The organism is Vibrio sp. FE10 (genome assembly GCF_030297155.1).
GTDB lineage: Bacteria > Pseudomonadota > Gammaproteobacteria > Enterobacterales > Vibrionaceae > Vibrio > Vibrio apostichopi.
Genome location: NZ_AP028068.1, coordinates 1988108 through 2014569, shown reverse-complemented (window position 1 = coordinate 2014569; position 26462 = coordinate 1988108). Strand labels below are relative to the sequence as shown.

General features: G+C 43.7%; 19 protein-coding genes. 7 read left to right on the top strand and 12 right to left on the bottom strand.

The window, feature by feature from the left end; translation table 11 throughout:
* Positions 1-42 precede the first annotated feature (42 nt).
* Positions 43-831 (bottom strand): formylglycine-generating enzyme family protein, encoded by a 789-nt coding sequence (locus QUF19_RS25600; protein WP_286301046.1) that lies wholly within the window; start codon positions 829-831, stop codon positions 43-45.
* A gap of 137 nt (positions 832-968) precedes the next feature.
* On the opposite strand from QUF19_RS25600, the gene QUF19_RS25595 reads away from it, so the two are divergent.
* Together QUF19_RS25595 and QUF19_RS25590 are read left to right on the top strand one after the other, a co-directional pair.
* Entirely contained in the window at positions 969-2300 is a 1332-nt protein-coding gene (locus QUF19_RS25595; protein ID WP_102434970.1) for an anaerobic sulfatase maturase, read from the top strand.
* Positions 2301-2393: 93 nt separating this feature from the next.
* On the top strand, positions 2394-3470 hold the full coding sequence (locus QUF19_RS25590) for a tetratricopeptide repeat protein (RefSeq protein ID WP_286301042.1): 1077 nt from the start codon (positions 2394-2396) through the stop codon (positions 3468-3470).
* Between the two features lie 189 nt (positions 3471-3659).
* Here QUF19_RS25590 and ggt read toward each other — a convergent pair whose 3' ends face one another.
* Positions 3660-5390, bottom strand: a complete 1731-nt coding sequence (ggt, locus tag QUF19_RS25585) for a gamma-glutamyltransferase (RefSeq protein WP_286301040.1) — start codon at positions 5388-5390, stop codon at positions 3660-3662.
* An 809-nt stretch (positions 5391-6199) separates the two neighbouring features.
* Between ggt and istA the strand changes: the two genes are divergently transcribed.
* The 5 genes from istA (at position 6200) to QUF19_RS25560 (ending at position 11730) form a co-directional block, all read left to right on the top strand.
* Positions 6200-7732 carry an IS21 family transposase gene (istA, locus tag QUF19_RS25580; RefSeq protein ID WP_286291968.1) on the top strand — a complete coding sequence of 511 codons (1533 nt, stop codon included), beginning with the start codon at positions 6200-6202 and terminating at the stop codon, positions 7730-7732.
* A gap of 10 nt (positions 7733-7742) precedes the next feature.
* Positions 7743-8465 carry an IS21-like element helper ATPase IstB gene (istB, locus tag QUF19_RS25575; RefSeq protein WP_286291966.1) on the top strand — a complete coding sequence of 241 codons (723 nt, stop codon included), beginning with the start codon at positions 7743-7745 and terminating at the stop codon, positions 8463-8465.
* A gap of 122 nt (positions 8466-8587) precedes the next feature.
* Positions 8588-10054, top strand: a complete 1467-nt coding sequence (locus tag QUF19_RS25570; protein WP_286301037.1) for a methyl-accepting chemotaxis protein — start codon at positions 8588-8590, stop codon at positions 10052-10054.
* Positions 10055-10173: 119 nt separating this feature from the next.
* Positions 10174-11310 (top strand): hypothetical protein, encoded by a 1137-nt coding sequence (locus QUF19_RS25565; protein WP_286301036.1) that lies wholly within the window; start codon positions 10174-10176, stop codon positions 11308-11310.
* Between the two features lie 9 nt (positions 11311-11319).
* Positions 11320-11730, top strand: coding sequence for a type 2 periplasmic-binding domain-containing protein (locus tag QUF19_RS25560; protein ID WP_286301034.1), 411 nt, complete (start codon positions 11320-11322; stop codon positions 11728-11730).
* Between the two features lie 89 nt (positions 11731-11819).
* Here the strand turns inward: QUF19_RS25560 and QUF19_RS25555 are convergent, their stop codons facing one another.
* The 10 genes from QUF19_RS25555 to QUF19_RS25510 form a co-directional block, all read right to left on the bottom strand.
* The gene (locus QUF19_RS25555) at positions 11820-12887 is read right to left on the bottom strand and encodes a sulfate ABC transporter permease (protein ID WP_286301032.1); all 1068 of its coding nucleotides are present in this window, start codon (positions 12885-12887) and stop codon (positions 11820-11822) included.
* Between the two features lies 1 nt (position 12888).
* Positions 12889-13365: a hypothetical protein gene (locus QUF19_RS25550; protein ID WP_286301030.1), complete on the bottom strand. Its 477-nt coding sequence runs from the start codon at positions 13363-13365 to the stop codon at positions 12889-12891.
* Between the two features lie 9 nt (positions 13366-13374).
* Positions 13375-16602 (bottom strand): response regulator, encoded by a 3228-nt coding sequence (locus QUF19_RS25545; RefSeq protein ID WP_286301028.1) that lies wholly within the window; start codon positions 16600-16602, stop codon positions 13375-13377.
* A 214-nt stretch (positions 16603-16816) separates the two neighbouring features.
* Positions 16817-17191, bottom strand: a complete 375-nt coding sequence (locus QUF19_RS25540; protein ID WP_286301026.1) for a hypothetical protein — start codon at positions 17189-17191, stop codon at positions 16817-16819.
* Between the two features lie 107 nt (positions 17192-17298).
* Positions 17299-19437, bottom strand: a complete 2139-nt coding sequence (locus QUF19_RS25535; RefSeq protein ID WP_286301024.1) for an ATP-binding cassette domain-containing protein — start codon at positions 19435-19437, stop codon at positions 17299-17301.
* Complete coding sequence (locus QUF19_RS25530; protein WP_055319490.1) at positions 19434-21020, bottom strand: ABC transporter transmembrane domain-containing protein; 1587 nt, start codon at positions 21018-21020, stop codon at positions 19434-19436. The genes QUF19_RS25535 and QUF19_RS25530 overlap by 4 nt, the downstream gene beginning before the upstream one ends.
* Complete coding sequence (locus tag QUF19_RS25525; protein WP_286301017.1) at positions 21010-22434, bottom strand: TolC family protein; 1425 nt, start codon at positions 22432-22434, stop codon at positions 21010-21012. Before QUF19_RS25525 ends, QUF19_RS25530 begins: the two co-directional genes overlap by 11 nt.
* The gene (locus QUF19_RS25520) at positions 22409-24640 is read right to left on the bottom strand and encodes an ATP-binding response regulator (RefSeq protein WP_286301015.1); all 2232 of its coding nucleotides are present in this window, start codon (positions 24638-24640) and stop codon (positions 22409-22411) included. Before QUF19_RS25520 ends, QUF19_RS25525 begins: the two co-directional genes overlap by 26 nt.
* 3 nt (positions 24641-24643) lie before the next feature.
* Complete coding sequence (locus tag QUF19_RS25515) at positions 24644-25993, bottom strand: HlyD family type I secretion periplasmic adaptor subunit (protein ID WP_286301013.1); 1350 nt, start codon at positions 25991-25993, stop codon at positions 24644-24646.
* A gap of 3 nt (positions 25994-25996) precedes the next feature.
* Positions 25997-26359: a hypothetical protein gene (locus QUF19_RS25510; protein ID WP_286301011.1), complete on the bottom strand. Its 363-nt coding sequence runs from the start codon at positions 26357-26359 to the stop codon at positions 25997-25999.
* Between the last annotated feature and the right edge of the window lie 103 nt (positions 26360-26462).

Sequence of the window (26462 nt, the reverse complement as noted above, 5' to 3'; positions counted from 1 at the left end):
AATCATGTTTTTAATATTAATAGTCGATAACAAGTTAGTGGTTTAGTCCGCATCTTTGACTAAGCGCAGACCCATGTCTGACATAGTGATCGATTGGCTTGCGAAATCACGACGGTAACTTTCAGATTCATCTTCGTCATAAGCAAAGCTGCCACCGCGCACTGATTTGTGTGATAAACCAACGTCACTGTGTTTAGCATTGTTTGGGTTGTCTGTTGGACCGAATCTGTAGAAGGTGTCATCGAAAGCATCAATGACAAACTCACCAACGTTTCCTGTCATGTCATATAAGCCTAGTTCATTTGGCTTCTTTAGCCCGACAGGATGCGCGCTATTTTTTGAATTTGCTGAGTACCACGCAACATCATCTAAGTTGTTGGAACCACTGTAAGTATAGCCTTTGCTTTTGTTGCCACCCTTTGCTGCAAATTCCCATTCAGCTTCAGTCGGCAGGCGGTATTCTTCGCCCGTTAGTTCATTCAACTGTTCAACGAAATAGTTCGCCTGTTGCCAACTTAGGTTATTGACCGGAACTTGCGGGTTTTGGAAATAACTGAGAGATGACCCCATCACCGATTCGAACAATTCTTGAGTCACCTCAAACTTCGCAATGTAGAAACTATCTACAGTTATATCTCGCGCAGGTCGTTCTGCTTTGCTTGCTTCTGGGCTGTTTGAACCCATGGTGAATGTGCCGCCTTCAACCAACACCATCTCTTGGTCGATTTGTTGGGCAATAGGGTGTGTAGGCACGCTTGCACAGCCGCTCAAGAAAATAGTCATGGTGACGCTGCTAACTGCTGCTAAATGTTTGTAATTGAAAAATTTCATCACGTGCCTCAAATGTTCGAAATAGGCCGTGATTCTAACGTTTAAGGTCATTCCTATTGGTTATAAAGGGTATAACATGCCACTGACTTTATTAGGAATTATGATGGGAACAAGATAATAAGATAGGTAGGTAAATCATGCACATTACTCAAGGTCCACAATATAACGGTAAAGCGTCTAAGCGCTTGCATGTTATGGCTAAACCGATTGGCGCAGCGTGTAACATTGACTGTAAATATTGTTATTACCTAAGTAAGCAAGATTTGTTGGAGTACAAGAAAGGCAGTTCTCCAAGAATGGATGATGAGACGTTAGAGACTTACATCCGACAATACATCGAAGGTCAAAATACCCCTGAAATCATCTTCTCATGGCAGGGCGGTGAACCGACCATGCTGGGTTTAGCGTATTTCGAACGTGTGGTTGAGCTACAGAAAAAGTATCAGCCTGAAGGTGTTTTGATTTCAAACGATCTACAAACCAACGGCACACTGCTGAATGATGATTGGGGTCGCTTCTTAGCAAAGAATAACTTCCTGATCGGTTTGAGTATTGATGGCCCTGAAATGCTGCACAACGCGTATCGTGTCAACAGAGCAGGTCGTGGCACATTTAAACAAGTGATGGCTGCTGCAGAGTTGCTGCACAAACACCAAGTCAAATTCGCAACGCTAACCTGCGTAAATAACCTCACCAGCCAAAATGCATTAGAGGTGTATCGTTTCCTACGTGATGTGGTGAAGTCTCCACAAATGCAGTTTATTCCTATCGTTGAACAGAAAACCTTTAGAACGGTTGCGCCACAAACGTCTCAAGTGAGTGAGCAACTTAAGCAAGGTGACAAGCGTCTGATCCCTGGCCATAAAGATTCAATCATGGAATCTTGGTGTGTGTCGGATTTGGCTTGGGGTAATTTCCTGATTGCTGTGTTTGACGAGTGGGCAAAGAACGATATCGGTAAAGTGTTCGTTCAGTATTTTGAAGCGAGCTTAGAAACGTGGATTGGTCGCCCGAACCCGCTTTGCACTTTGAACGAGATATGTGGCAAAGGCCTAGCAATGGAGCCTAACGGTGACGTGTTCTCGTGTGACCACTATGTCTACCCAGAATATAAAATTGGCAATATCCACCACGATAAACTTGATGACTTGGCGTACAGCGCGCCACAACAAAAATTTGGTTTCGCTAAATCACGCACATTGACCAGTCAATGTCAGCAATGTGACTACAAGTTTGCTTGTCATGGCGAGTGCCCTAAAAACCGCTTTATCAAAACTCGTGCCGGTGAGCCGGGTCTGAACTACTTATGTGCGGGTTGGCACAAGTTCTTTTCTCACGTTGATAAGTCGATGGCTTACGTCGCTCGAGCGATGGGGCACCCAGTTGCTCATGGTAAATTCAGTGATTCGGTCATGATGGCTCGTCGAGCAGAACAGGCGCAACAAGCTACGTTCGAGACCAAGTTTTAAGTCAAGTTCTAGGTTCAGAGTTATCGATCCTAACAAAATTTAATCAGATATGAGTCTAGGGACAGGCTAAGTTCTCCAGCTTAAGGTAATACTATGATCAAGAAGACTTTAGCGACTGCGGTTGCTTTATTTATTTCAACGTCCGCATTTATTTCAACGTCCGCATTGATTTCAACGTCTGCGATGGCAGCCAATGGCGTTCAAGAAACCGTTGATGCGCCAGCGCAAAATATCAATCAAGTACTTGAAATGACGGACACTCAAACCCGCATTCAACAGCTGTCTTACATGGCACAAGATCAGAATCAATCGATCGAGAACCGTACTGGTGCATTGCAAGAACTTGCGAAATACCCAAGCCAGAATGCGCTGGTGGCGGTTGCTAGGGGCTTAAAAGATCAAAACCCTGAAGTTCGTGAAGCGGCGGTGATTGGTTCTGAACCTTACCAACTTGAGCATCGTTGGGCATTGGTGTCACCACTGTTAAAAGACAGCGATACCATGGTTCGTCACACGGCAACGTCAAATTTGATTCGTGACTTTAATGTTCTAGATGACCAACAAAAAGCACAAATTGAACCACCAGTACAAGAGTTGATTAGCTTCTTGGAAACGCAAGAATCTGAAAAGTTTCAACTGTTGTTTGCTGATGTGCTTCGTTGGCACAACGAGTGGGATAAGGCGGAAACGGTTTATCTAGAGCTCATCAAAACTCATCCCAAAGAGCCACAAGTTTGGCTGAGCTATGCTGATAACTTCCGATCACAGAGCAAAGACCAACAAGCGGTGGAAGTGCTAGCTCGCGGTTTGAAGAACGTGCCAGACAATGCAGCGATGCATTATTCTAAATCTTTGACACTGGTTCGTCTTGAAGACAAGAGTGCTGCGGCTAATGAGATTGAAGTAGCAGCAGAACTTGCGAAAGATAACAGCTACTATTGGTACTTAAATGGAGTATTGCAAGAAGAGTTGAATATCGACAAGTCGACTAAATCTTTCGAGAAAGCGTATTTGATCTCTGGTTCACCAGAGCAGCTATACGCAGTATGTGACATCTACGTACGTTACGGTAATGAAAAAACGGATGAATGCTTGGCAGAGCTTTCAAAAGTGGCACCGGGTTACGTAATTGATCAGCTGAAAGAGAAGCGAGTAGCACCAAGCTCATAATCCTTGTATGAGTAAATAGCGAAGCCGCTAATGAAAAGCCAGTCGAAATGTTCGACTGGCTTTTTTACATTTAGTGTCGACTCATACCAAGACGGGTCATAGAGTTCTGTTTGGAATGTGTTTTAGAATAAGAAGTAAGCTAGAGGTGTCTAAAGTGGGTGAGCTTGTTCGCTCACCCATTTAGTTAAATCATTCGCCCATTGAGGTAGATGCGCGACGTCTGTCTGTTGCGCCATGGATCTTGCCATCTTTGATTTCAATGGCATTCAAACCGCTGACCACTGGGATCACATGCACTGGATAACCAAGCTGCATAAATTCTGGGACAAGCATTTCAGCGTAAGTCTTCTTCTCAACTAATAAACCTGTTGGGTCATAAGGTTTGGTTCGATCAATTTTAGTGCCGTACTGAATGTTCGGCAGGTCAATTGCTTCTTGTGCGGAGAGATCCCAATCGAGAACGCCAACCACGGTTTTCAACACGTAACCTGGGATTTGCGAACTACCCGGAGACCCGACCACTAAGCGCAGGTCGTCTTTTTTGTCGATCACCATTAACGGCGTAATCGCAGAGCGAGGACGTTTGCCTGCTTCGATAGCGTTTTGTGTCGGTTTACCGTTTATGGTGGGCTTGGTGGAGAAGTTGGCCATTTGGGCATTAAGAATCACACCATCGACCATTACTCCTGAACCCATGCCTGTGCCGACAGTACTTGTCATTGCAATCGCGTTTCCGTCTTTGTCGATAATGGAAATGTGTCCGGTATCTTGACTCTCAAAGCCTTGATACTGTGCGTATTCGGTATCGGTGACTTTCCCCGCTTTAGGGTTGTTTTGAGCAATGCCACTTTCAGGGATCAGTTTGCGTCGTTCATCGATGTAGGATTTGTCGAGCAGGGCATTCACAGGGGCTTCAACGTAATCAGGATCACCCGCATAAGCGATTCGGTCGGCTTTTGCGATTCGCATTGCTTCCGTCATTAATCGCCAAGGTTCCACATCGGTTTTGGACATGTCTGCTAAATCATAGGCTTCTAGCATTTCAAGACTTTGAGCGACCATCACGCCACCAGAGGCAGGGTAGCCAAACGACACAATCTTATTGCCTCGATAGTCGCTTTCAATGACATCACGCTGTTTAACGTGGTACTGCTCAAAGTCTTCGATAGACAGCTTAGCGTGGTCTGAGTCGATACGGTTGTTGACCGTTTCAACGATATGCTTACCAAACTCACCACCATAAAGGTATTTGTCACCTTGCTGAGCAATATTGGTCAGTGTGTTGGCAAGTTCTGGGTTCTTCATCAAAGTGCCTGTTGGTTTAATCTCGTCGTTATTCCAATAGAGCGCTTTGATCTCTGGATCTTCAATCAATCGTTCTTGCTCACGAACCACGATGTCATAGGTGTAGCTGTTCATCGCATAACCTTTACTGGCAAGCTCAATCGCAGGCTGAACCAACTCAGACCATGGCAGTTTTCCGTATTCTTGATGTGCGCTATAGAGCAAACGAAGCGTACCCGGTACTGCGACAGATCTTGGCCCTAAAATCTCATTTCGACTGAGTGCCTTACCACCTTCCATGAACATATCTGGAGTCGCACTTGAGGGCGCTTCATCCCGTCCATCAAGAGCAAGAAATTGGTCTTTGTCTTTTTGATAAAACAGCGCAAAAGTGCCGCCGCCGATCCCAGTCATATCTGGTTCTACGACCGACATGGTCATCTGCATCGCAACCATCGCATCAATGGCGTTGCCGCCTTTTTTGAGTATCGAATACCCAGTACTGCTTACATATGGGTTAGTCGCACTTACCATAAACTCTTCGCCACTTTCATCTGGCGTAATTGGAAAAGGATTTGGCTCAGCCGCGAAACCGACCGCTGAAACCAAACTTAAAGATAAAGTAGCTATTCGCATGCGTTCTCCGTTTAAGGTATCTGTTTATTCGCTCTAAGATTGACCGAGTAAGGGCGGTGAAGTTCGTGAGTTTGCAGCCTTTTTACACAATGCTGACGGCTCTGACAGAACCATTAAATTGTAGATCACTCTGCGACGTTAATTTATTACCAAGTTGAATGTAAGCAGGGGTTTGGCTTCTTTATATCGATTTAAGCGTGACGATAGGTCTGCTCTTAAATAATAAAAATGAGGACAAAAACCGCAGAACTATATTTTAAATAGAGGGCCGATATTTTGATGACTAGGGGCTTTTAATAAAATGGTTATTTATACATGTTGATTTATATGGTTATTTTTCTGATATAACAGTTTATAAATAATATTAACATTTCTGTCACTATTTTTGGCGTAACAGATTGATATACTGGTCAGATCTGTTATTGTTCGAATAATTAGTGCAGTTTATCATACTGTTTAGCAAGGAAAGCTTATGTTTACACTATCGATCAAGAATAGAATTCTAGCGTTATGTTTAGTTTCGTTAGTCGGGTTTATTAGTATTCTATTTGTTGGAGGGGATACATTAACTAACAATACAAAGCAGGTTAATCGAATTGACTGCATATTTCGGAGCTAGCCGACCGCCTATTTCGGTTTTAATCGACCACCAAATCCGTTTTTAACCAACCACTCATTTCGGTTTTAATCATCCACTTTTCGGTGTGTTTCCGAAATCGATGGTCGATTTACCGAAATAAACCTCTTTTCTCTTTTAAATCAATAGGTTTAACCTGAGTCTTTCATGTTGAGAGCACTAAGGATAAATCATGCCGAAAAAGAGAATGCCAATGAATAAAATTAAGGAAATCTTACGCCTCCGATACGAGTGCAATCTTTCTAATCGACAGATCGCCGCTTGCCTCAATATTGCTCATTCCACTGTATCCCAGCATCTATCCCGATTTAAATCCAGTGGCCTCACGTGGCCACTGGAAGAGACTCATCATGAAAATCAAGTCACCCAAGCTTTGTTTGATGGTCGCTCATCTTCTCAGCATAAAGTGATGCCTGATTTCACTCTCTGCTACTTAGAATTGAAGCGTAAAGGGATGACTAAAGCTTTGCTTTGGGAAGAGTATTGTCATCAGCATCAAGACAAAGCCTATGGCTATACACAGTTCTGCGAACTGTATAGACGTTGGCTAAAGACACAAAAACGCAGTATGCGCCAACTTCACCATGCTGGTGACAAGCTCTTCATTGACTACTGTGGCCCAACGATCCCTGTTGTGAATCCAGATACAGGAGAATGCCGACATGCTCAGGTATTTGTCGCCACTTTAGGAGCGTCAAATTACACCTATGTCGAGGCGAGTGAGAGCCAAGGGCTTGAACACTTCCTCATGGCTCATGTGAATACCTTTAATCACTTTGGTGGTGCTCCGAATCTACTTGTACCTGATAATCTGAAATCTGCTGTAACGAAAGCAGACTGTCATAGCCCTATCCTCAATGAGAGCTACCGAAAACTGGCACAACATTACGGCGTTGCTGTGATGCCAGCCAGGCCCTACAAGCCTAAAGATAAAGCCAAAGCTGAGAACGCAGTTCTCATCGTAGAGCGCTGGATAATGATGCGCCTTCGCCACCAAGTGTTCTATACAATGGCTGAGCTGAACCTGGCTATCCGAAAGCTGATGCATGACTTAAACCAACGAGAGATGAAACAGCTTGGTGTCAATCGACATGACTTGTTCAACAAAGTTGACCGTCCAGCGTTAAAACCACTGCCATCGCAACCATATGTGTATATCGAAACTAAACGAGCAACCGTCTCCCCTGATTATCACATTCAATATAAAAAGCACTTCTACTCTGTGCCGCACCAACTTGTTGGGCAACAAGTTGAGCTTGAAGCAACGCATCAAATAATACGTATCTACCACAAAGGGAGCATTGTTGCTCACCACTGCACAAGCCAAAAAGAATATGGTCTCTCTACCGTTTACGAGCATATGCCAAGCAACCATCAATACCAATCATGGACACCCGAGCGTTTTATCCGTTGGGGAAAATCTATTGGGCCAGCCACAGGTGAACTGACTCAGATGTTGCTCAAACGCCCAGAGCATGAAGCATTGGCCTTTAGAAGTTGCTTTGGGTTACTAAGTCTTGCCAAAAAGCACTCAGACGCACGGTTAGAACAAGCTTGCCGAGATGCCTTAGTGACAGAGAAGCCATACCTTGGCTTCGTCAAAAACTTATTGAAGAACCATCGAGAAGGCACTCTCTCTCAGCCTTCCACTGATACCCCAAACCTTAAACACACTAATGTTCGTGGTTCCAACTACTACCACTAGGAGAAACAATATGGACGCAATAATCCAACAGTTAAAATCACTACGCCTAAGTCATGCTTCTGATGCACTGGAACAGCAAAGGATACACCCCGCGACCTATGCTGAACTTGGCTTTGAAGAAAGGTTAGGACTCATCCTTGATCATGAGATAGTGAACCGAGATCAAACCAAAATCCAACGACTTAAACGGCAAGCCAAGCTGCGCCTAAGCGCTAGCGGTAATCAACTGGACTACCGCCCAGAACGAGGCTTAAAAAGAGCAATGATGGGAGAGTTATTATCAGGCACTTATTTACAAAAGCGACAGAATGTCCTGATTACAGGTGCAACAGGTGCAGGTAAAACCTATGTTGCTTGTGCGCTCGCCGAGCAGGCGTGTGAGCAACACTGCCCAAGTCGTTATTATCGCCTAAATCGTTTACTTGATGACCTGAGTAGTAGCCGCCTTGATGGCAGCTATCAAAAGCTGCTACTGAGCTTGTCTAAGAAAAAACTGTTGGTTATCGATGACTGGGGAATGGAAAAACTCAGCCAAGAGCATGCAAGTAATCTTCTCGAAGTGCTAGAAGATAGATACCAAGAGTGCAGTACAATCATTATCAGCCAACTACCTGTAAAAGAATGGCACGAGATGATCGACAACTCGACGATCGCTGATGCGATCTTAGATAGGTTGGTTCATCAAAGTCATAGAATCGAGTTACGAGGGGAATCAATGAGAAAACTGGCTTAAATCGACCACTTGGAGTAAAACTAAGGAAGAGAAAAGAGAGGCTTAAAAAGGTGGTCGATTAAAAACGAAACTAGGGGTCACATCAGCCGAAATACGCAATTGACCAAGTGACTTATCCTGTCATGAATTCTGCTTCGTTGAATAGTGTTTTAATCTCTCAATTAGCAGAGCGTTTTAATTTAGCAGTGACTCTCGGTGATGAAGAGATTTTGGAGATGAATAAGCAAACTCTTGCTGCGATCCAAAGCAACTTCAATATTCAAATTTCATTGAACCCATCTTTACAGGGTTCATCCGCACTTTTGCAAAATCAAACCAATCAATATTTCGATCTGGCTTATCGTATCGCGCAAGGCATGATCGACGAAGAGATTAGCCTTAGTGAGGCGGGTCGTCTCGCGAAGCAAAGCACTGCAATCTTAGACGAACTTACAACGGGGATGAGTGAGTTTTCGTCGGCTCGTCAGTCAGAGTTTGAGAACGCAGTGCAAGAGTTAGAATCGAATAACAAAACAGCTAACCAGATCATGAGTATTTCAGGTGCATTAGCCATGCTTGCTATGTGTATCTTTGGATGGTTTGTTGTAAAAGGTATACGGCTAGATTTAGCAAACATCAGTGACAAAATGCGCGATATTGCGGAAGGGGATGGTGATTTAACGGTTCGCTTACAACACGAGAAAAACGACGAACTAAAACCTCTAGTTGAATCATTCAATAGCTTTGTTTCTCATCTACAACAAAACGTGACGCATACAATCGAGAACGTCACTCAATTGGACACTATTTCTAGCGCTTTAGTGAGCTCTAGTCAGGTCACTAACGAACTTTCGACCAAACAACATCTTTCTATTGAAGAAGTATCTAGTTCATTAAATCAGTTGTTTGTTGCTGCCAGAGAGATCGCAACGAACGCGAATGATGCTTCGACTTCTGCTTCGAGTGCCAGTGAGCAGGCGACACTAGGAGAGCAGCAGGTTAAAAGTACCATTTTAGCCGTGCAAGAACTGACGCAAGATGTAGGCAATGCTTCACAAGTGGTTAAGCAGTTGAATGACAAGACTCAAAGTGCCGGATCTATCTTAGAGGCGATAAGCGCTATTGCTGAGCAAACAAATCTACTGGCACTAAATGCTGCAATCGAAGCGGCACGTGCTGGTGAGCAAGGTCGTGGTTTTGCTGTTGTTGCTGATGAAGTTAGAACGTTAGCATCAAGAACACAAACGTCGACACAAGAAATCCAATCTGTACTTTTGCAGTTACAAGAGCAAGCTAAAACAGCCTCTACGATCATTTCGGATAGCGTGATGAAAGCTGAAACCTGCGTTGAAAAGTCACTGGTTGCTGAAAACTCGCTACAAAAAATCACTTCCGAGATAACTGAAATCAGTCAGCGAAACGAAAGTATTGCCGCTGCAACTGAAGAGCAGGAACAAACTTCAACTCGTATAGAAACTTTTGTCGAAGAAATTAGAAAAATGGCAGAAGGTACAAGCAACAGCGTTCAACAAGTCGACGCAGTTGCTCATGACATTCAGGAAGTCACTCGTAACATATCAACATTAACTGGCCACTTTAAGGTTAGTTAAGCCCTCACGAATTATTCCTTCTCTCTTTCAGACTATGTCTAAAGGAGGGCGGGAGCATGCCCAAGATCTGGGTTCATTACATAAAAACAAGAAAATAACATAACAAATTGGAGTTAGTTATGAAGAAGACAGTGGTTGCTGCCCTAGTAAGTATGGCGTTTGGAGCAAATGCTGCAAATATGGATAATCTTCGTATTAGCGGGTTTGGATCTGTAGGTATCGGTAAATCAGATAACGCAATCGGTTATGCCGGCTATACGGACGAAAAATTGGATTGGGAACAAGAAACATTAGCGGGCTTGCAGTTCGATTTCCAAGTTAACGAGCGAGCGAAGTTCGTGACGCAAATTGTTGCAAATAGCCGCTATGACTATGAGCCAAAAATTGAAATGGCTTACGCCTCTTATGATTTTGATTCATTTACTGCCCGTGCGGGTAAACTGCGTCTACCTCTGTTCTTCTATTCAGACTACACAGATCTTGGTTATGCATATCCTATGATCAGACCTTCTCAAGAATTGTATGAAAACATTGTTTTAAAGGGCTATACGGGGGCTGATTTATTGATTCCGATTGAGCTTGAAGATTCAAGTATTCTTCTTCAGCCTGTGGTCGGTATTGGTACTATTGATGAAGACGACTCAATTGTTGGTGAAGTTAAACTGGATAAGTTGTTTGGTATTAGCGCCAACTGGAATGTAGATGACTTTACCTTCCGTGGTTCATATTTCGTTGCCGAATCTAACCCATCTTGCGACTTTCAAAGTTCGCAAGATCCGTACTGTCAACTAGGCGCGATTTTAGATAGCCAAGATGGCCAGTTTATCTCTTTTGGTGCTCAATATGACAACGGTGACTTACTGGTTAATGTAGAAGCCGCTGACGTTCAATTAGAAGGTCAATTTTATGATTATCAATCGGTATCTGGCTTGGTTGGTTACCGTATTACTGAATTTACGCCTTATGTTTCTGTAAGTTGGGTTGAAACAACAGATAACGAAGAACGTGAGAACATGATGAGCACGGCTGTGAAGGAGTCAATGAATTATGAACGTCTTTCTTACTCTGTTGGTAGCCGCTGGGATTTCGCTAAGAACATGTCTTTAAAAGCGGATGTTACCTACGTAGATTACCGCGACACAAGTGGCGGTTTCCAAAGCAATGTTGAAACAACTGCAAATCCATATGTTGCGACCGGTAACTACCTTGAAGACAGTTCTATTGTTTATTCAGCACGTCTTGATTTCGTATTTTAAGGAGGCAACATGAAAAGTTTACTGACAGCAATAACCATAGCGGTTCTTTCATTTAATGCTTCTGCTGGAATGGTCGTTATTGGTAACAATGCAGGTGTTGATTCATTATCAAAATCTGATGTTAAAAAACTCTTTATGGGTAAAAAGAGCAAGCTATCAAATGGTACGAAAGCCCAAATAGTCGAACTGGCTGATGGTTCTGAAGGGCGACTAGCCTTTCACGAGGTAGCGACAGGGCGCAGTGAATCACAGCTTCAATCAGCTTGGTCACGACTCGTCTTTACAGGTAAAGCTGAGGCTCCTATTCAGGTATCTGACTATAATGCAGCAATTACAACTGTAGCGTCTAAAACTAACGCTATTGGATATGTTGATGAAGCGTCAGTGACAGGTGATGTGAAGGTTTTATTTAAGTACTAATCGGCTGTTACTTGTCTATCATAAAAAAGCCCAAGGTAGAGTGACTATCTTGGGCTTTGTTTTTTTCATGACGATTGTTCAATTCTAGGTTAGAAAACGAAACTCAACATGATGGTGTATAGCACGGCATCTTTATCATCAAAGCCTGTCCGTGCGTTAAAATCTTCTACAAAGGCACCGTTTGTTTTACGAGCTTCAAAGTATTGCACTTCACCATTGATGGAAACGTTCGGTAACACATCATAGTCCACGCCGATTAGGTAGCTGTTTCCTGTTAGGTGTTCGTGTGAATCAAACTCTGCACCGTAAACGACGTACGGAGTAAACGTATTGAGTCGATAGCCTAAACTCGCGTACATTGATGACGAGAAGTCACTTGTTTGTCCTTCACTGGCCAGTATTGCTTGACCAAATTCGTATTCAGCACCTAATGACCAAAGTTGAATGTGTTGGTTGTCTTGTTTTGGAAGAGATCCAACGTTCTTAATCTTAACCGTCTGATCAAAGTTTGAATCTAAGAAGGATAAGTTCCAACGATAATTTTCTCCGCTTAACTGGAGGTTAGCCCCGAACATTCGATTGGTTTCAAATTCCAGTTCTGTACTCGAATTGAAGTCGACTTCATTGTTGTCTTTGATACCTAAGAATGGAGTAAGCAATAGCGTCGCTTCGTCACTAACATCGTGAGTCCAACTCACTTTAATACCATTGAAAGCAGTAATACCCAGTACAGCGTTATACACCTCTGTAGGTGGCCTAGCGGTCATGTAGGCTTGGCCGACATAGTAGTATTCAGAAGCAAGAAACAGTGGCAGTCTCAATCGACCGATACTGACATCAAAGTCATTGAACTCATAGCCAAGGTAAGCCCATTCAAGCTGTGGGTCACTCCAATCAAACTGTGGCGCTTTAACAACTTGTACCGATGCTTTAAATGAGTTGTAGAAGTAGTCGAGTTGAACACCAAATGTGGTATCACAGTCGTAGCAGTTCTCATCGGTAAAGCCGCGGTTAATAATTAATGGGTTGTCGTTATCTGACGTTGCCCAAGACGTTGAACCAAAACCGCTTAAGGATAAATTATCGGTAAGCTCAATGATGGCGAAGGCTGGAGAGGCGAATGAAGCACATAGCACTGACGTAATTATTTTTTTCATGTTATTTCTCCGAGCTTATAACGTAGAGAACGTTGGCATTTTCAGGAACTGAAGAGAGTGGGGAGTAGCCGATACGGTTGGGCTTGTCATCAAGCCAGTCAACCAAACTGTCTGTTGAGGCAGCTTTGATCTCCCGTGGATAACGTGCTTTCCCTGAGAAAGACAGTCCAGCCCAGTGTGCATTCATTTGAGCGGCGTTTTTCCCCAGTAAAAGCTGATAAAAGCTCTCTCGTTCAGCGCTGTTTTCAGGCCAATCAGACAGTTCTACACGCTTGCCATTGAGGCGTTTGGTTTTCCCTCTGTATAATTTTCTCGCTTTGTTTATCGATATCGCTTCAAATCCAGAATCTAAAGAGAATATTGCGTACTCCTCAGCAGCATAAGCAGGGTTAAAGAGTAGTAAGCTCCCGAGCAGTCCGATCACTGCTGGTATGACACTACTGCGTTGGGCAGTTTTTATTGTTCTGAGCCAATCCATTGGTTTCTCCTAGCAGGTCGCACTTTCAATTTGATGGAAGAGTTTTTCTTTTCTAACGGGCTTCGCCACATACCCATCCATGCCGGAATCGAAGCACCTTTGAATGTCGTCGTCGATAACGCTGGCGGTTAACGCGATGATCGGAGTTTTATTTAAGCCTAAGTTTTTCTCGTGTTCTCTTATCTCCCTGGTCGCCGTGAAACCATCCATCACGGGCATCATGCAGTCCATTAAAATGATGTCGAAGCTGCTGTCGTTTTGGTACATATCCACAGCGATTTGTCCGTTATCCGCAATCTCAAAGGCATAGCCTCCTTTAGTTAACATGACCGAAGCGACTTTTTGGTTTACTCTGTTGTCTTCAACGAGAAGGATCCTTTCTGATTTACTCGGCACTGTATTTTGCTCGGGTGCTTCCGGTAGCGTTTGTTTAACGTTGGCTGTAGGCGTATTTGAAGTGCCAGTCTTCGTAGTCGAACTGGAGTTTGCGGTGTGAATTGGGGTAACCGTTGATGTGGTTGGGGCAGGTGACCCACTGTCAGTTGCGGGTAATGGCATTGCTTCAACCGCGGCTAGCACTTTCTCTTTCAACATTTCAAATTTGAACGGCTTTGGAACGTAATCATCCATACCGACGTCAAAACATTTCTGGATATCATCGTCAATCACACTGGCTGTGAGGGCGATGATAGGGATACGGCGCGTGGATTTGGTCTCTTTTTCTACACGCCTGATGTTCTCTGTTGCGGCAAAGCCATCCATCACAGGCATCATGCAATCCATCAAGATTGCTGCGTAGTGTGGGTTGGCGCTGAACATGTCGACAGCTTCTTGACCGTTATTCGCAAATTCAAACTCAAACCCACTTTTACCAACGTGTAGGCCAGCTATTTTCTGATTGATCTTGTTGTCTTCAACAATCAGGATTTTTTGTTGGGTCGGCGCAGCTTCTTGTTTGCTTTCCGATAGCTCGGCTAAACCTTGAGTGTCACACAACTCTACCGCTTTGATTAAACGTGAACCCAGAAGTGGCTGTGAGACTTGTGCGGTAATACAATTACCTATGTCTGCTGGGTCACTTAGGAATGAGCGAATTAGACAAATCGTAATGCCGTTATCATGTAAACGATTTAAATCATTCGTGTAGTCGCTTGCATGGAAAGCACTATCTTCGGCAAAAATGACGGTGATCGGTTTACTGTGTGGCTGTGTTGCAAACTTATCAGTAATGACCGAGGCATCATTGGTTATTTGCGCGACTTGCAAGCCATAGAAGTTGAGGTCTCCTTCAATGCGTTGTGATAACTCGTTGTCTCCGCCAAGGATGTAGATATCGGCAGTCGCCTGGCTTGGTTTTGGCACGTTTAAGTCAATAGGTAAATCGAGTTCGAAATAGAAACAACTGCCTTCACCTTTGACTGAGTCCAATTGAATCTGACCGCCCATTAATTCGACTAATTGAGTACTGATCGCTAAGCCCAATCCGGTACCACCGAACTGTCTTGTTGTTGAATCATCTTCTTGAGCGAAAGGTTCGAATATCTGTTTCTGTTGCTGTTTATCAATACCAATACCGCTGTCTTGAACGGCAAATCGAATGGTAACGTTATTCTCTGTTCTGTTGAGGGTCTTGATAGTTAAGGTCACACCACCTTCAGCGGTAAACTTCACGGCGTTGGACATGAAGTTCATCAAGATCTGTCTTAATCGGTGGTCATCGATCATCACTCTTGCTGGAGTGTCTGAGCTAATGTCGACGTTAATTGTGATTTTTTGCTCTTTCGCTTTGGGTGCGACGATTGAAGCGATGTCGTAGATAGACTCTCGAATGGAAGCGGAATGAGGATTGATCAATAGCATCCCTGATTCGATCTTAGAGAAGTCTAGTATGTCGTTTATCAAGCTCAGAAGCAGTTGAGAAGAGGTTTCGATAGTATCAACGTAATCTCTTTGAGTGGGTGTTAGTGGTGTGTCTGAAAGAATCTCTGAGATACCAATTACACCATTTAACGGCGTTCGAATTTCATGAGACATGTTCGCCAAGAAGCTACTCTTCGCTTTACTGGCTTGTATTGCGTGGTCTTTGGCTTTCTCTGCGTCTTCTACGGCTAAGGTTAATTTCTCTTTTGCGTGTTCTCGTTCGATGGTGAGTCGTTCTACTTGCTGTGCAAATAAGCTGAGTTCATCTTTGCCTTGAATCAGTTTGTCCAAAGAAGGGCGGGTTTCATCATTTTCGCTTTTCAAGAAAGCCAACACCAAATTCAGGTTGTTGGTGACTTGTCGTGCCAAGCTTAGGGTTAATCCCATAACAATTGTCGCAAGCAAGGCAACGATAGAGATGAATAGCGTTCGTTGCATTTGAGCATCAGAGATAGCTTGTCCAACTTCTTGTTGGAATTCTTGTTTGATCACACCACCAAGATTTTGCAGCAAGTTAAGTCTGGCGCTCATTGCTTCAAGCCCCACTGAAATCTCTTGCGGAGTGAGTTGGCTGATAGCCGTTAAGTCGAGCAGGGCACTTCTGATTTCTTGGCTTTGTGCGAACACATCACTTCTGAACACTTCGACCATTAAAGACACTTGATGCTCGTTGGCATTCAAAGATACGAAGCGTTCTAAAAACAGTTGCTGTCTTTGACTCAAGGTTGCAATTTGCTCTGCAAGTTCTGGGTCGTATTCTTGGCTATTTTGGAAGATTTCGATAAGTGAAGTGCCCAGTTTGAACTCTTCGTTTGACCAGAACATCAGCCATTCAAGCTGTTGTAACGCGGTAAGGTGTTGTTGAATTTCGCGCTTGGTGTTTTCGAATGGGACTTTTTCAATTTCTAGGAGTAGCTGTTTGAACAAGTCACTTTGCCATTCAAGAGCATCCAACTTGTCGTAGCTGTCTGTTGCTTCCATCGTAGAGAGGGTGGCTTCGTTAAAGTCAGAAACCAGCTGATTAATGCTATTGGAAGCGCCTAGGAAAATACTTGGGGAGAGTGTTTTCAATTCTGCGCTGACTTGATTACTTTGTTGGGTAAACTCTTCTGGATTGGAGGCAAATGAGCTTCGATATAACACCGAAATATCTTCGAGATACACCGATAACTGACTGGTTCTCTCGAAATCTGTCAATTGAGTGGTTAAGAAATACGCCTGCCTGCCTGCAAGGAAGAGTAGTAAAGAAATGGGAAGTAGAACTAAGCCAAAGAGTTTATGTTTGACTGAAAGGTTATTCCAGACCGTAATCGCCATATAAGGATCCATCCAACTGTTTTTATATAAAAACAGTAGAATAAAAATTGCGATTTTGAAACTTTGAAACTGTAAATTTGATGGAAGTGTGGGAGGGGTATAAGTTCTTGTGATTCCAGAGCTTATTTTGAAATATGTTGTATCACTAGCAATTTATAGCGTTTGTCAGTCGGTTTGATTTTTATGCTTATTGATGAATGACTTAAAAGTCGACTTAATGAGGACGATTTTTATCGAGACTTAGTTCAAATAGGAGTTGCTCTAACACGGTTTTTGCCGAGGGTTCTAACGCCCAAACACCGAGCATTCTGTTCAATGCAGCGCGGTACACTCTGTTTTTGAGTAGGAAAGCGAGCGTATTTGTATCGTTGCTCAAAACATGGGTTTGTACGACGGTTAGCTCAGCTTTGTTCTCGATATTGATTTTCTGAAGATTGAAAGCAGGGAGAAAGGCACACTCATACCAAACCTCAACGATCTCTCGAAGTTCGATCTCCTCTTCAGGAACATCGCAGTCCTGAAGTTGATGGTTTTCAGGAATTGCGGATAAGTAAGCTACATCAAGCTTGTCTGCAACGAATGTGTACATTTGTTTCCTTGTTACCTGTGGTATTGGATCGAATCATCTCTCTCACTTATGGTTTTGTCAATTACATCCATCTCGCGAAATGACGAATTGTGAGTAAGCGTTATGATTTAGCTCAAACTGTTTAAGTATTTGTCTGTTAAGCCAAAATATTTCAAGTTTCCATCTGGCTCTAGAACCAAACTCATGTTGGATGTGGCGATTAAGCCGGGATCATTGGTCGAAAAAATGACTGTCTTATTCAGCAACTTATCGCTGAACAAACGGTTAAAGTATTGCGCGTTTTCCTGCTCGGCACCGTTGAAGGGCTCATCAATGATTATCAGAGATTGCTCACAGTTACCTAAGCCAAGGGCCAAACGAAGTTTTTGCTGAATTCCATTTGGAAGACCTTTGCACTTATCGACACTCAATTGAGTGGCTAAGCCTTCTGGTAGCCATTCGTCCAGTTCGAAGAAGCTCACCATCTCTTGCATCTTCTCTGTTGGAATGAGTCCGTTATGCAGAATGAAGTTGGTTTCTAGTGAGCCTTCAAAAATATGCAGGTTAAAAGGGATGTAGTTAATTGAGGTGCGATAACGGTAGCTATTGAACTGTTTAATGTTGTAACCATCGACAGAAACTGCGCCTTGATAGCGGTCTTCTAGCCCAGCAATGATTGAAATTAAGGTGGTTTTTCCGCAGCCCGTAGGGCCACAAATGACCACTTTTGCACTGGGTGGTATTTTGAACCCCAAGTTAGTTAAGCCGGTTGCTGCTCCTGTGTAACGATGACTGACACCACTGCCAACAATACTACCTTGGAACAAGCGAATAGGCGGGCTCTTCTCTAAGGTCAGTTTATCGTCATTCATCGACATTAAGTTATTGATCTGTGCTGATGAAGCCTTAATCGACTGGAATTTAGAAATTGAGTTGTAGATACCCATGATCGGACCTAACGCCTTCCAAACCAATATCACTGTCGCGAGCATTGCACCAGCATCAGAAGTCCCTTCCATTACGCCGATTACTGCGGTCACGATACTTGCGGTACCAATTACCTGAATCAAACTGCCGCCAGCGGCCTGAATCTTACTGTTAGTCACGGCAACGTTCTCGGCATCACTGGTGCTTTGCATATGTGAAGCACTGAATCGAGATTGAACGACACGAAGTAAAGGCAGGCCTTGGATAGTTTTGATACCACGAAGGATTTCATTCCATTGATACGAGACCATCGCATTGGCGCGCGAGCTTTTGGATGTGGCTTGCGAGTAGATATAGCGAGAATACACACAGAACACCAACATCAAGATTAAGCCACCCATCACTACAAGCGCTGCCGTACCCGACATCAGGGCAATCGCGATGATAAATACAATCACAAATGGCATATCAAAATAGCTAAGCGTTGATTCTGCGGTCACTAAGCGTCGGAAGGTATCGATATCTTTCAAACGAGCCAACTGCGACGAAACCCCAGCGGTTGATGTCATCGCATAAGGTAGCCAGAGAAGTTTCGATATTACGGCTTGCGAGATGTGCACGGCGAGATCTTTACCGGACGTGGCAATGATGTTGACCCGCATCTTTTTGAAGAAATACTCCGAGAAGCCAACAATAATGGCAAATAAGGTTAACCAATAGAGTGTGGCTTGAGAACTCGAAGTGAGCGCGAAGTTATACACACTCATAATAAAGAATGGCTGCAATGCACCGAGAATACTGATGACGAAGCTGAGAATGATCAGGCTTTTAAGTTCATTGTTGTAACGATAGAAAGCGTATTTTATCCAATTGCTTCTGTCTTGCGATTCCGGCGGTGGTTCGCGGAATAGACGAGAATATTCGCTAATCGAAATCAGCAAACAGGGCTTTTTACACATTGGGTATTCAATGGTGTTGTTGTTCGTGTAATCAAACAGGAGTAACTTTCCATCCTTAGTACCTAAGAAAATGGCGCTAAGGTTCTCTATCTCAATAAAGCATGGGTGAGGGTACTGATCGATATTCTCGAGAGTCTTTAGCTTGGTCACATCACAGCGGTATCCAAGACGCTCTATGGTCGCAGTAAAACTGTCGCTGTCTTTTGGCTTAGGAATAAAAGCGTCACTGAGTATAGAAGGCGTGCCTTCCCATTCGAGTGCTATCAAGGTGTAGGCTAAGCCACGAATCAGCGGTGACTGACCGTAGCGTTCATCATAACCACTTGATTCAAAATCCAATACACGCTGCGGCACATTGTTGAAGTCAACTAGGATACTCATTGGTCACCTCCCGTAAGCTTGACACGTTTGAGGCGGTGGTTGAGTTTGTCCATTTTATTGCTGGCGATGATTAAGATCTTGTCATTGGCACGATAGGCGGTGCTAGTGAGAACGACGCGTGCAAATTCTTCATCGAAGACGCAGTCTATGTCGTCGAATATCAATACGCGTTTACTGGCGAGCAGGGCACGGACTAATAACAGAGCATACCCAACTTGGCGAGAGAATGGATTACGCATGTGTCCTTTCAGTTCGGTATAGAAACCAGCAGGCAACCCATCAATCTGTGCCTTGATGTTCATGGTTTCACATAAGGCGAAAGCCGTGTTATTCAGGCTTGGTCGAAAACAAGTTAGATTATCAATAATGGTCCCTTCCACGAATGAACTTGTCTTATCGACCATCAGCACGCTGTTACGCCAAACGTTGTAGTTCACGTCATCCAGAGGCGTGTCATTAATCATGATGTCCAGTTTGTTATCGCTGTTCTGCCGCGTAATACAATTGGCGAGATGGGTCTTGCCTGTGCCACTTTTCCCGGTCAGTAAATAGGCTTGTCCGAGTTCGAATTCGATACGCTGCTTTTCAGAGTATTTGACAGAAATACGTTCTACTTCCGTTGTCTCATGTTGATGTTCAACAGACGCTGCCAGTTCAAGAAGCTCGGCAATACGCTGTATATGGAGTTTGTTTAATTCCCAACGGCTCGCGGTACGCATCACTTGTTGGTAGGGCGCGAAGTAACGGTTGGTCAGCATGATGATCGCGGCCATGATGCCTTGGCTTGATTCCATGTTGATAACGGCGGTTGCTAGTACTACAACAACGCAAGCAATGGAAAGCTGTTGGATGAGCGCCAAGATCAAGCCGAAGTTCGATTCAATCTGTTCGTATTTGATGTTCTCCACTTCACGCTCTTCCACCATTTGTGTCATCAGGCTTTCAACGCGGTATTCCATATTTCGCGCTTTGATATCCAGCGGGCTAGAGATGATCTCGATAATTTTAGAAGTGGTTAAGCCTTCTATGTCTGACTTGTTTTGTAAGCTGCCAATCTTTTGTTTAGAAAGGCTCCAAGCGAAAATGGCTAAGATGAGCGAGGCAATCAGAAGCGTCACGCCAGCCCATATGTTGATAAGGCCAATAATCAGGATGGTTATCACGCTGACAGCAAGATTTATAAGGGCTCGAACCGATTCTCCGCCAAAGAAGGTTTTCAACTCCGGAATGGTTGAGATTCGTTCTAAGTATTCCCCCGGTTCTAAACGGCGGAATTTAGAGATTTCAGCCAAACAGATGGATTGAAACACCTTGTTGGTTAAGTTGGTCTCAAACTGCCTCATGATGACGGAAGATATCTTCTCTTCCTGATTTTTCAGGTGGTAGTCAAGGAAGATGGAAATCAAGATAATCGCGAACAATAAGAACAACGTATCTTGTGCTTGGTTGGGTAACACTCGGTCAAAAATGATCAGAATAGAGAAGGGCAGTACCAAGCCAAACAGGGTGGAAATTATCGTAGAGAAAGTCAGATAACACTTATCTGCCATATTGATCTTTTGAGAAAATTGCTCAGTTTGCATTGCGACCTCCTGTTTTCAACGACTCCGTTGAGAGAAGGTGTTTCGGCACGAGTTCTTGATTGTTTCGCCCTTCAATATCACTCATTAATTGCATGATGCTCTGAATTGACTGAATCGAGAGTACGCCCTTAACTTGCTCAAGCTTGATGGTTTCGATGATGTAGTCGTATCGTGCGCTTTCATAGTCTCTTAAGGCGCTGAACAGTTTACTTTCGGCGGCCAATAAATCGGTGATCGTACGCGTGCCTAATTGGTAAGCCCTTTGGATACCTTTGTACGAGGCGTAGTTGGCGCGAATGATGTTTTCGTAACTGCTGATAGATTGCGAGAAATCATTAATGTTGAGCACAGATGTGTTCACGCTGTTGCGTGTGGCGTAAAGCGAATCTTGATAAAGCAGCTCGGTACGTTCAATCGCTGTCGATGATTTTTGATATCCGTAATAATCAGAACCACCAGACAAAATAGGCAAGGCTAGATTCAAGCCAACACTGGTAGAGTTACTTTCGCCTGTCGCAGTGATGTCGGTTTTATCGTAGTTATTGGCGTCATCGTGACGATAACTGGCTGAAAGCGACACGGTAGGTAAGAAGTTTGTACCACTCTCTTTTAAGCTTCTCCGGCTTCTCTCGACGTTTTTTTTCGCCACTAACAAGTCGTTGTTGAGCTTTAATGCTTGATCCATGATTGAGCGCTGTTCACTTTCGCTAATCTCTTTTAATGGCACGCTTTCGTATATATCTTGCGACGGAGTGATAGGGTATTGAATCTGAATCGATAGCCCGTTGAGAATGACTCTACGGTCTTTCTGTAAGGTTCTTAATCGATTCGAGACTCCTTCTTTCTGAGCGATAACTTCGTACAGTTCACTAGCGGCTGTGTTGCCTAACTCTACGTTTCGTCGCATCTGATGTTCACGCGTCTCAGACGATTTAAGTTCGACCTTGGTCGCTTTTATCTGTGCGTTGTTTTTCAAATACTCAAAGTACTGTGAGCCAATTTCAGAGATGGTGCTTTGGATTTTATTCTCGTGTTTAATCTCTTCGATATTGAAGTCGAGCTTTGCCGTTCCGTATTTGAAAATATCGCCTAGGTTGAATACCGATTGCGAAAGGGAAAGGCTGTAGCTATTTGAGTTATAGCTTGAGGTTTCATCAGGCACACTCGATAACAAGGTTTCGTTTTCATTCCATGTGGTATCGGCAGCGCCATTAAGCGAAGGAAGAAATTTAGAGCGGCTGATCCCAATGTTGTATTCGTTCTCTTCCACACCTTTATCACTGGCGCGAAGGGACAGGCTGTTTTGCAGGCCGAGTTCTACTGCCTCAAGCAGGGTCGTTGCCGATGCTGAAGGTGTTGTGCTGAATACAAGCGCAGCCATAATGCTGCTAGTTAAGTTTCTGTACCGCCACATACTTGTTGATCACCTTAATGATTTGGTCGCTTTTGTAAGGTTTGCTGATCACGTAATCCATTCCGGCTTCAATACAAGCCTGGTGTTCGTTACTGCTGGTCAATGCGGTTGCACCTATGATGGTGCAAGGGTTTTTCTCGTTTTCTTGTTCAAACTGGCGAATGCGTTTGGTCGCTTCTATGCCGCCCATACCTGGCATGATGCAGTCCATGAAGATGATGTCAGAACGTTTATTCATGAAGTGCTCCACTGCGTCGGCACCATCGCCAACCGTGTCTGGTTCATACTCTTGTTTGGTCAGAATTCGTTTAAGTAAGATTTGCTGAACTCGGTCATCTTCTACGATAAGGAACGAACTGTTCTCCATCTGTTCCTCTGATGCTTCTGCTTCCATAATGGTGAGCAAGTTAGGGATGAACTCATAAGGAATCGCAGGGGAGTTGATGATCTTATCGACGAAGCTGTGACACTCTTGTGCATGCTGAGTATTGGTTACTGACAACAATAGCTTGGTATTTGGGTGACTCTTAAGTTGAGATTTTACTGTTTTACTCAGTGACGGTAATTTGTTGGGTTCAAAGGTGTCGGTCAACATGATGGCATCGTACTCACCGAAGGTTTTTGCCGCCGAAAATAACTCATTGGCAGTGCGAATTTCGGTGATATCAAGCCCCAAGTTGCTGAGCATTTTCTTCATTACATCGATACGAACTTGAGTATTGGCACACAGCAGTAAACGTTTGCCGTCGAACCGAGTTTTCTCTGTATGGAAATTCTTCGCCTTAAGATCAAGCTCAATCTGAAAACGTTCTTGTGTACCCGATTGGAACCAGTGACTTTCGTAATACCCGTAATCTTTTAATACGCTTTTCGCTAAGTCGTCTGTGTTAGCAGTATGGTGTTTATGATCGCTCCAATGGAGCTTATTGAGCTTAGCTACAGAGACATCCAACGTTGAAAGGAAGTTGAGATTGATGGTGACACGCGTATTTTCCATATCCGAAGCCGCGCCAGACTCTATCGTCACGAATAACTTCTTGTTTGATTTAAGCTGGATTGCGTTAGAAAGCTGCAGGAACAAGATCCAGAATAAGCTGGTGGATTGGCCCTCCACACGGTTCGGCAAGTTGTCAGAGATAAAGCAGTCAAGTTGACCTTCGTTTCTCTGAACTTTGGCGCTGATATGAATCATCAATTCAGACAACACGTTCAGTAGAGAGAACTCCTTCGACTTACTTTCCGTACCCTGTGAAATCAAACGGTTATAGTTTTCTGCTAACTCAGACAAGGTACTACATGCAGAGGTAATATCCTTCGCCATCAATACGCCGTTTTCATCGGTTTCTTGAACCAGATATTGGACACCACCGTTGATGGTGTTGGTGATTCCGCGTATCTCGTAGCCAATCAGTGCGTATAGTTGTTTGTAGAGGTCGTTATTGCGCTTTTGGTCTTCCAATTTACTGAAGATCAACTTGAGGTGAGAGTAGATTTGGCGTTGTTTGGGGTTGATGCTCACTTCATTAAGAAGCTCTTCGAGTCTTTGTAAATCGAGTTCCTTTAGCTCTTGATACAGGGCATCAAACTCATAGTCGATTTCTCGCTCGTTAGAGCTGGATTTCTTCAGTTTCAACATGGCAACTGAGTTAGAAAAAACGGCAATCACGGCCAATATCACGACCACCATAAACAACCAGACAAAGAACTCATTTTTCTCTGACATTAAGTCGCTCGCATGGTTGTTAAACATGGTGCGATAGTTGTCATCCATCTGTAGGTAGTTGTTCGTCAGCGATAGGTATAAGTCGAGTATGTCATTGCGTGTTTTAGCGCTGTCGGAAAAGCGATTCATAGCTAATTCAAGTTGGGTGTATTCGGTCGCACCAACCAAACTGAATTCGGTTTTGTTCAAAGAGGCTAAAGAGCGGAATTCATCAATCTCATTCTTCAAAGTAGACAGGTTAAAGTCACGGGTACTGCAGTTGTTGGCTTTTAAGCAGTGCTGCAAGGTTTGAATATCAAATTCTATGGTCTGATTGAGCTTTTGGGCTTGTATCAGAAGTGGGGCGCTTTGCACTTGCGCAACCGAATCTACTTTTGACCAAGAAAAGTATAAATAGAAAGCGAACGCAGCCAGAACCACGCTAAACAAGATGCTCAGACGCAGAGCTGGTACGGAAATGTTGTAAGAAGGTTTTCCGCTCATTGATTACCTCTCATCGAATGCATCTTCGATCGCTGACATCACAGGTTTCGCTGCGTATTCGATCACGCGACGTGAGCCTGTTTTTACATCTGCGGTAAATTCCATATAAGGTGATAGCTTGTATTGAGTGCCTCCTCGTTCAAGAAAGTTTCGGTCAATTTCAATCTCTGCCAAATAGAATTCAGCATCTTCTTCCTCATAGGATGAACGGCTGATTGAGGCGATGGTTCCCTCAACAAATCCATATTTTGCGAAGTTATAGGTATCCATTTTTACTTTCACCGCTTGGCCAATTTCAACAAACCCCATGTCTTTACGCGGGATCTTCGCTTCACCGTGTAGGGAGTTATTGATTGGTGCAATATCAGCGATGCTCTCGCCGGGTGGTATTACCGCAGAGCGGAAGTTGAAGTGTAATTTGTCGACCACACCATCCACTGGCGAGTAGACGATCAGGCGATCAACCTTGTCAGAATGTTGTGGTTGAAGGATCCGTTTCAGTTTGAGATCTTTATTGGCCTGAATGATTTGCGCTTGGTACTCGGAGTTACGGTTTTCAACCAAATCTCGATGTTGTTTCTCGAGTTTGTCGAGTTGGAAACGTTCGTTCATGACCGACTCATCAAGGTTTTCAATCTCACGAACCATATTGGACTCTTGTACTTTCATATTGAGAACGTCTACATAGGACGCCATCTCTTCTTTATACAGCGTGTTTTTGATGTTGAGTTGTTTACGAATGAGTGAGAGTTGGTTCTCTGAACTTTTACGACGTTTAAACATTGAGTTAATAAGCGAATTTTTGTGTTTGATATCGTGGGTGATGAGCTCTTCGTTGGAGCGGTTTTTCGAAAACTCTTGTTGCCACGTATTCATATTGACCTGAACTTGTTCTGGAAACTTTTCGATGTAAGAAGCAAAGTTTGGTTCGATCATGTCGCGCAAGCTTTCATAACGAATCTTGTCGAGTTCCAACTGAATGATTTCGGTGTTCACGGTATCGAGTTGGGTGTTGCGGTCGAGTGAGCGGATTCGCGCAATAGGTTGACCTTCATACACAACTTCCCCCTTTCTGACTAACAGCTCTTCTAAAATGCCGCCTTCTAAGTGTTGAACCTTCTCGACGTCAGATTCCAACAGCAGCTCACCACGCACAGAAACGACAATGTCGATGCGCGCCTGTGACGCAACGGCGATCGCGACCAAAGCGAGTAGGAATATGATGAGCAAGGTTTTATGAACGCTGGTCATGGCACTTGCAAGTACGATGGTGTCATCTGCCGTCACCTTCGAAGCCTCGTTATTAGAAACGAGTGCTTTTCTGAGGTGGTGCTCTATTTGGTTATTACTCATGACCTACCTCGATGACTTGTCATCGACCACTTCCTTAATATCCAGCAAGTGATTGATTTGTCGATTGACGTTTTGTAGTTCAGTTTTTACATCCTCTAAAAGCGCTTCTGGAGCAGGGAACTCGTGTTTGCTCAAATGTTCTAGCTTGGCCATTTTTGGCGGCAGGTCTTGGTCACATAACAACGTTAAGATAGTCTTCAATTTTTTAGAGTAGTTGTTGAGTTCGTCAAAACGATTCCCTTTATGAAGTGTCTCTATGTTCATTGGTGCGTCCGAAAAGTCCTTATAAAAGTCTCCTAACAGCAATTGCAGCCCCTTGTGGTCGTTGTCGATTGAACGCAACAAATTCGTCATGTCTATCATCATTCCACTGCCTTAATTGCTTTAATCACAATAACTAAGGATCTTTAAAGGCAGTTTTCAAATTTTTTTTGATTCTTTATGTATAAAAACAAAAATATGAAAAAAG

Bases quoted from the DNA above. Each gene is read 5' to 3' on its own strand.
- QUF19_RS25600 (WP_286301046.1), bottom strand. From the start codon at position 831: ATGAAATTTTTCAATTACAAACATTTAGCAGCAGTTAGCAGCGTCACC.
- QUF19_RS25595 (WP_102434970.1), top strand. From the start codon at position 969: ATGCACATTACTCAAGGTCCACAATATAACGGTAAAGCGTCTAAGCGC.
- QUF19_RS25590 (WP_286301042.1), top strand. From the start codon at position 2,394: ATGATCAAGAAGACTTTAGCGACTGCGGTTGCTTTATTTATTTCAACG.
- ggt (WP_286301040.1), bottom strand. From the start codon at position 5,390: ATGCGAATAGCTACTTTATCTTTAAGTTTGGTTTCAGCGGTCGGTTTC.
- istA (WP_286291968.1), top strand. From the start codon at position 6,200: ATGCCGAAAAAGAGAATGCCAATGAATAAAATTAAGGAAATCTTACGC.
- istB (WP_286291966.1), top strand. From the start codon at position 7,743: ATGGACGCAATAATCCAACAGTTAAAATCACTACGCCTAAGTCATGCT.
- QUF19_RS25570 (WP_286301037.1), top strand. From the start codon at position 8,588: ATGAATTCTGCTTCGTTGAATAGTGTTTTAATCTCTCAATTAGCAGAG.
- QUF19_RS25565 (WP_286301036.1), top strand. From the start codon at position 10,174: ATGAAGAAGACAGTGGTTGCTGCCCTAGTAAGTATGGCGTTTGGAGCA.
- QUF19_RS25560 (WP_286301034.1), top strand. From the start codon at position 11,320: ATGAAAAGTTTACTGACAGCAATAACCATAGCGGTTCTTTCATTTAAT.
- QUF19_RS25555 (WP_286301032.1), bottom strand. From the start codon at position 12,887: ATGAAAAAAATAATTACGTCAGTGCTATGTGCTTCATTCGCCTCTCCA.
- QUF19_RS25550 (WP_286301030.1), bottom strand. From the start codon at position 13,365: ATGGATTGGCTCAGAACAATAAAAACTGCCCAACGCAGTAGTGTCATA.
- QUF19_RS25545 (WP_286301028.1), bottom strand. From the start codon at position 16,602: ATGGCGATTACGGTCTGGAATAACCTTTCAGTCAAACATAAACTCTTT.
- QUF19_RS25540 (WP_286301026.1), bottom strand. From the start codon at position 17,191: ATGTACACATTCGTTGCAGACAAGCTTGATGTAGCTTACTTATCCGCA.
- QUF19_RS25535 (WP_286301024.1), bottom strand. From the start codon at position 19,437: ATGAGTATCCTAGTTGACTTCAACAATGTGCCGCAGCGTGTATTGGAT.
- QUF19_RS25530 (WP_055319490.1), bottom strand. From the start codon at position 21,020: ATGCAAACTGAGCAATTTTCTCAAAAGATCAATATGGCAGATAAGTGT.
- QUF19_RS25525 (WP_286301017.1), bottom strand. From the start codon at position 22,434: ATGTGGCGGTACAGAAACTTAACTAGCAGCATTATGGCTGCGCTTGTA.
- QUF19_RS25520 (WP_286301015.1), bottom strand. From the start codon at position 24,640: ATGAGCGGAAAACCTTCTTACAACATTTCCGTACCAGCTCTGCGTCTG.
- QUF19_RS25515 (WP_286301013.1), bottom strand. From the start codon at position 25,993: ATGAGTAATAACCAAATAGAGCACCACCTCAGAAAAGCACTCGTTTCT.
- QUF19_RS25510 (WP_286301011.1), bottom strand. From the start codon at position 26,359: ATGATGATAGACATGACGAATTTGTTGCGTTCAATCGACAACGACCAC.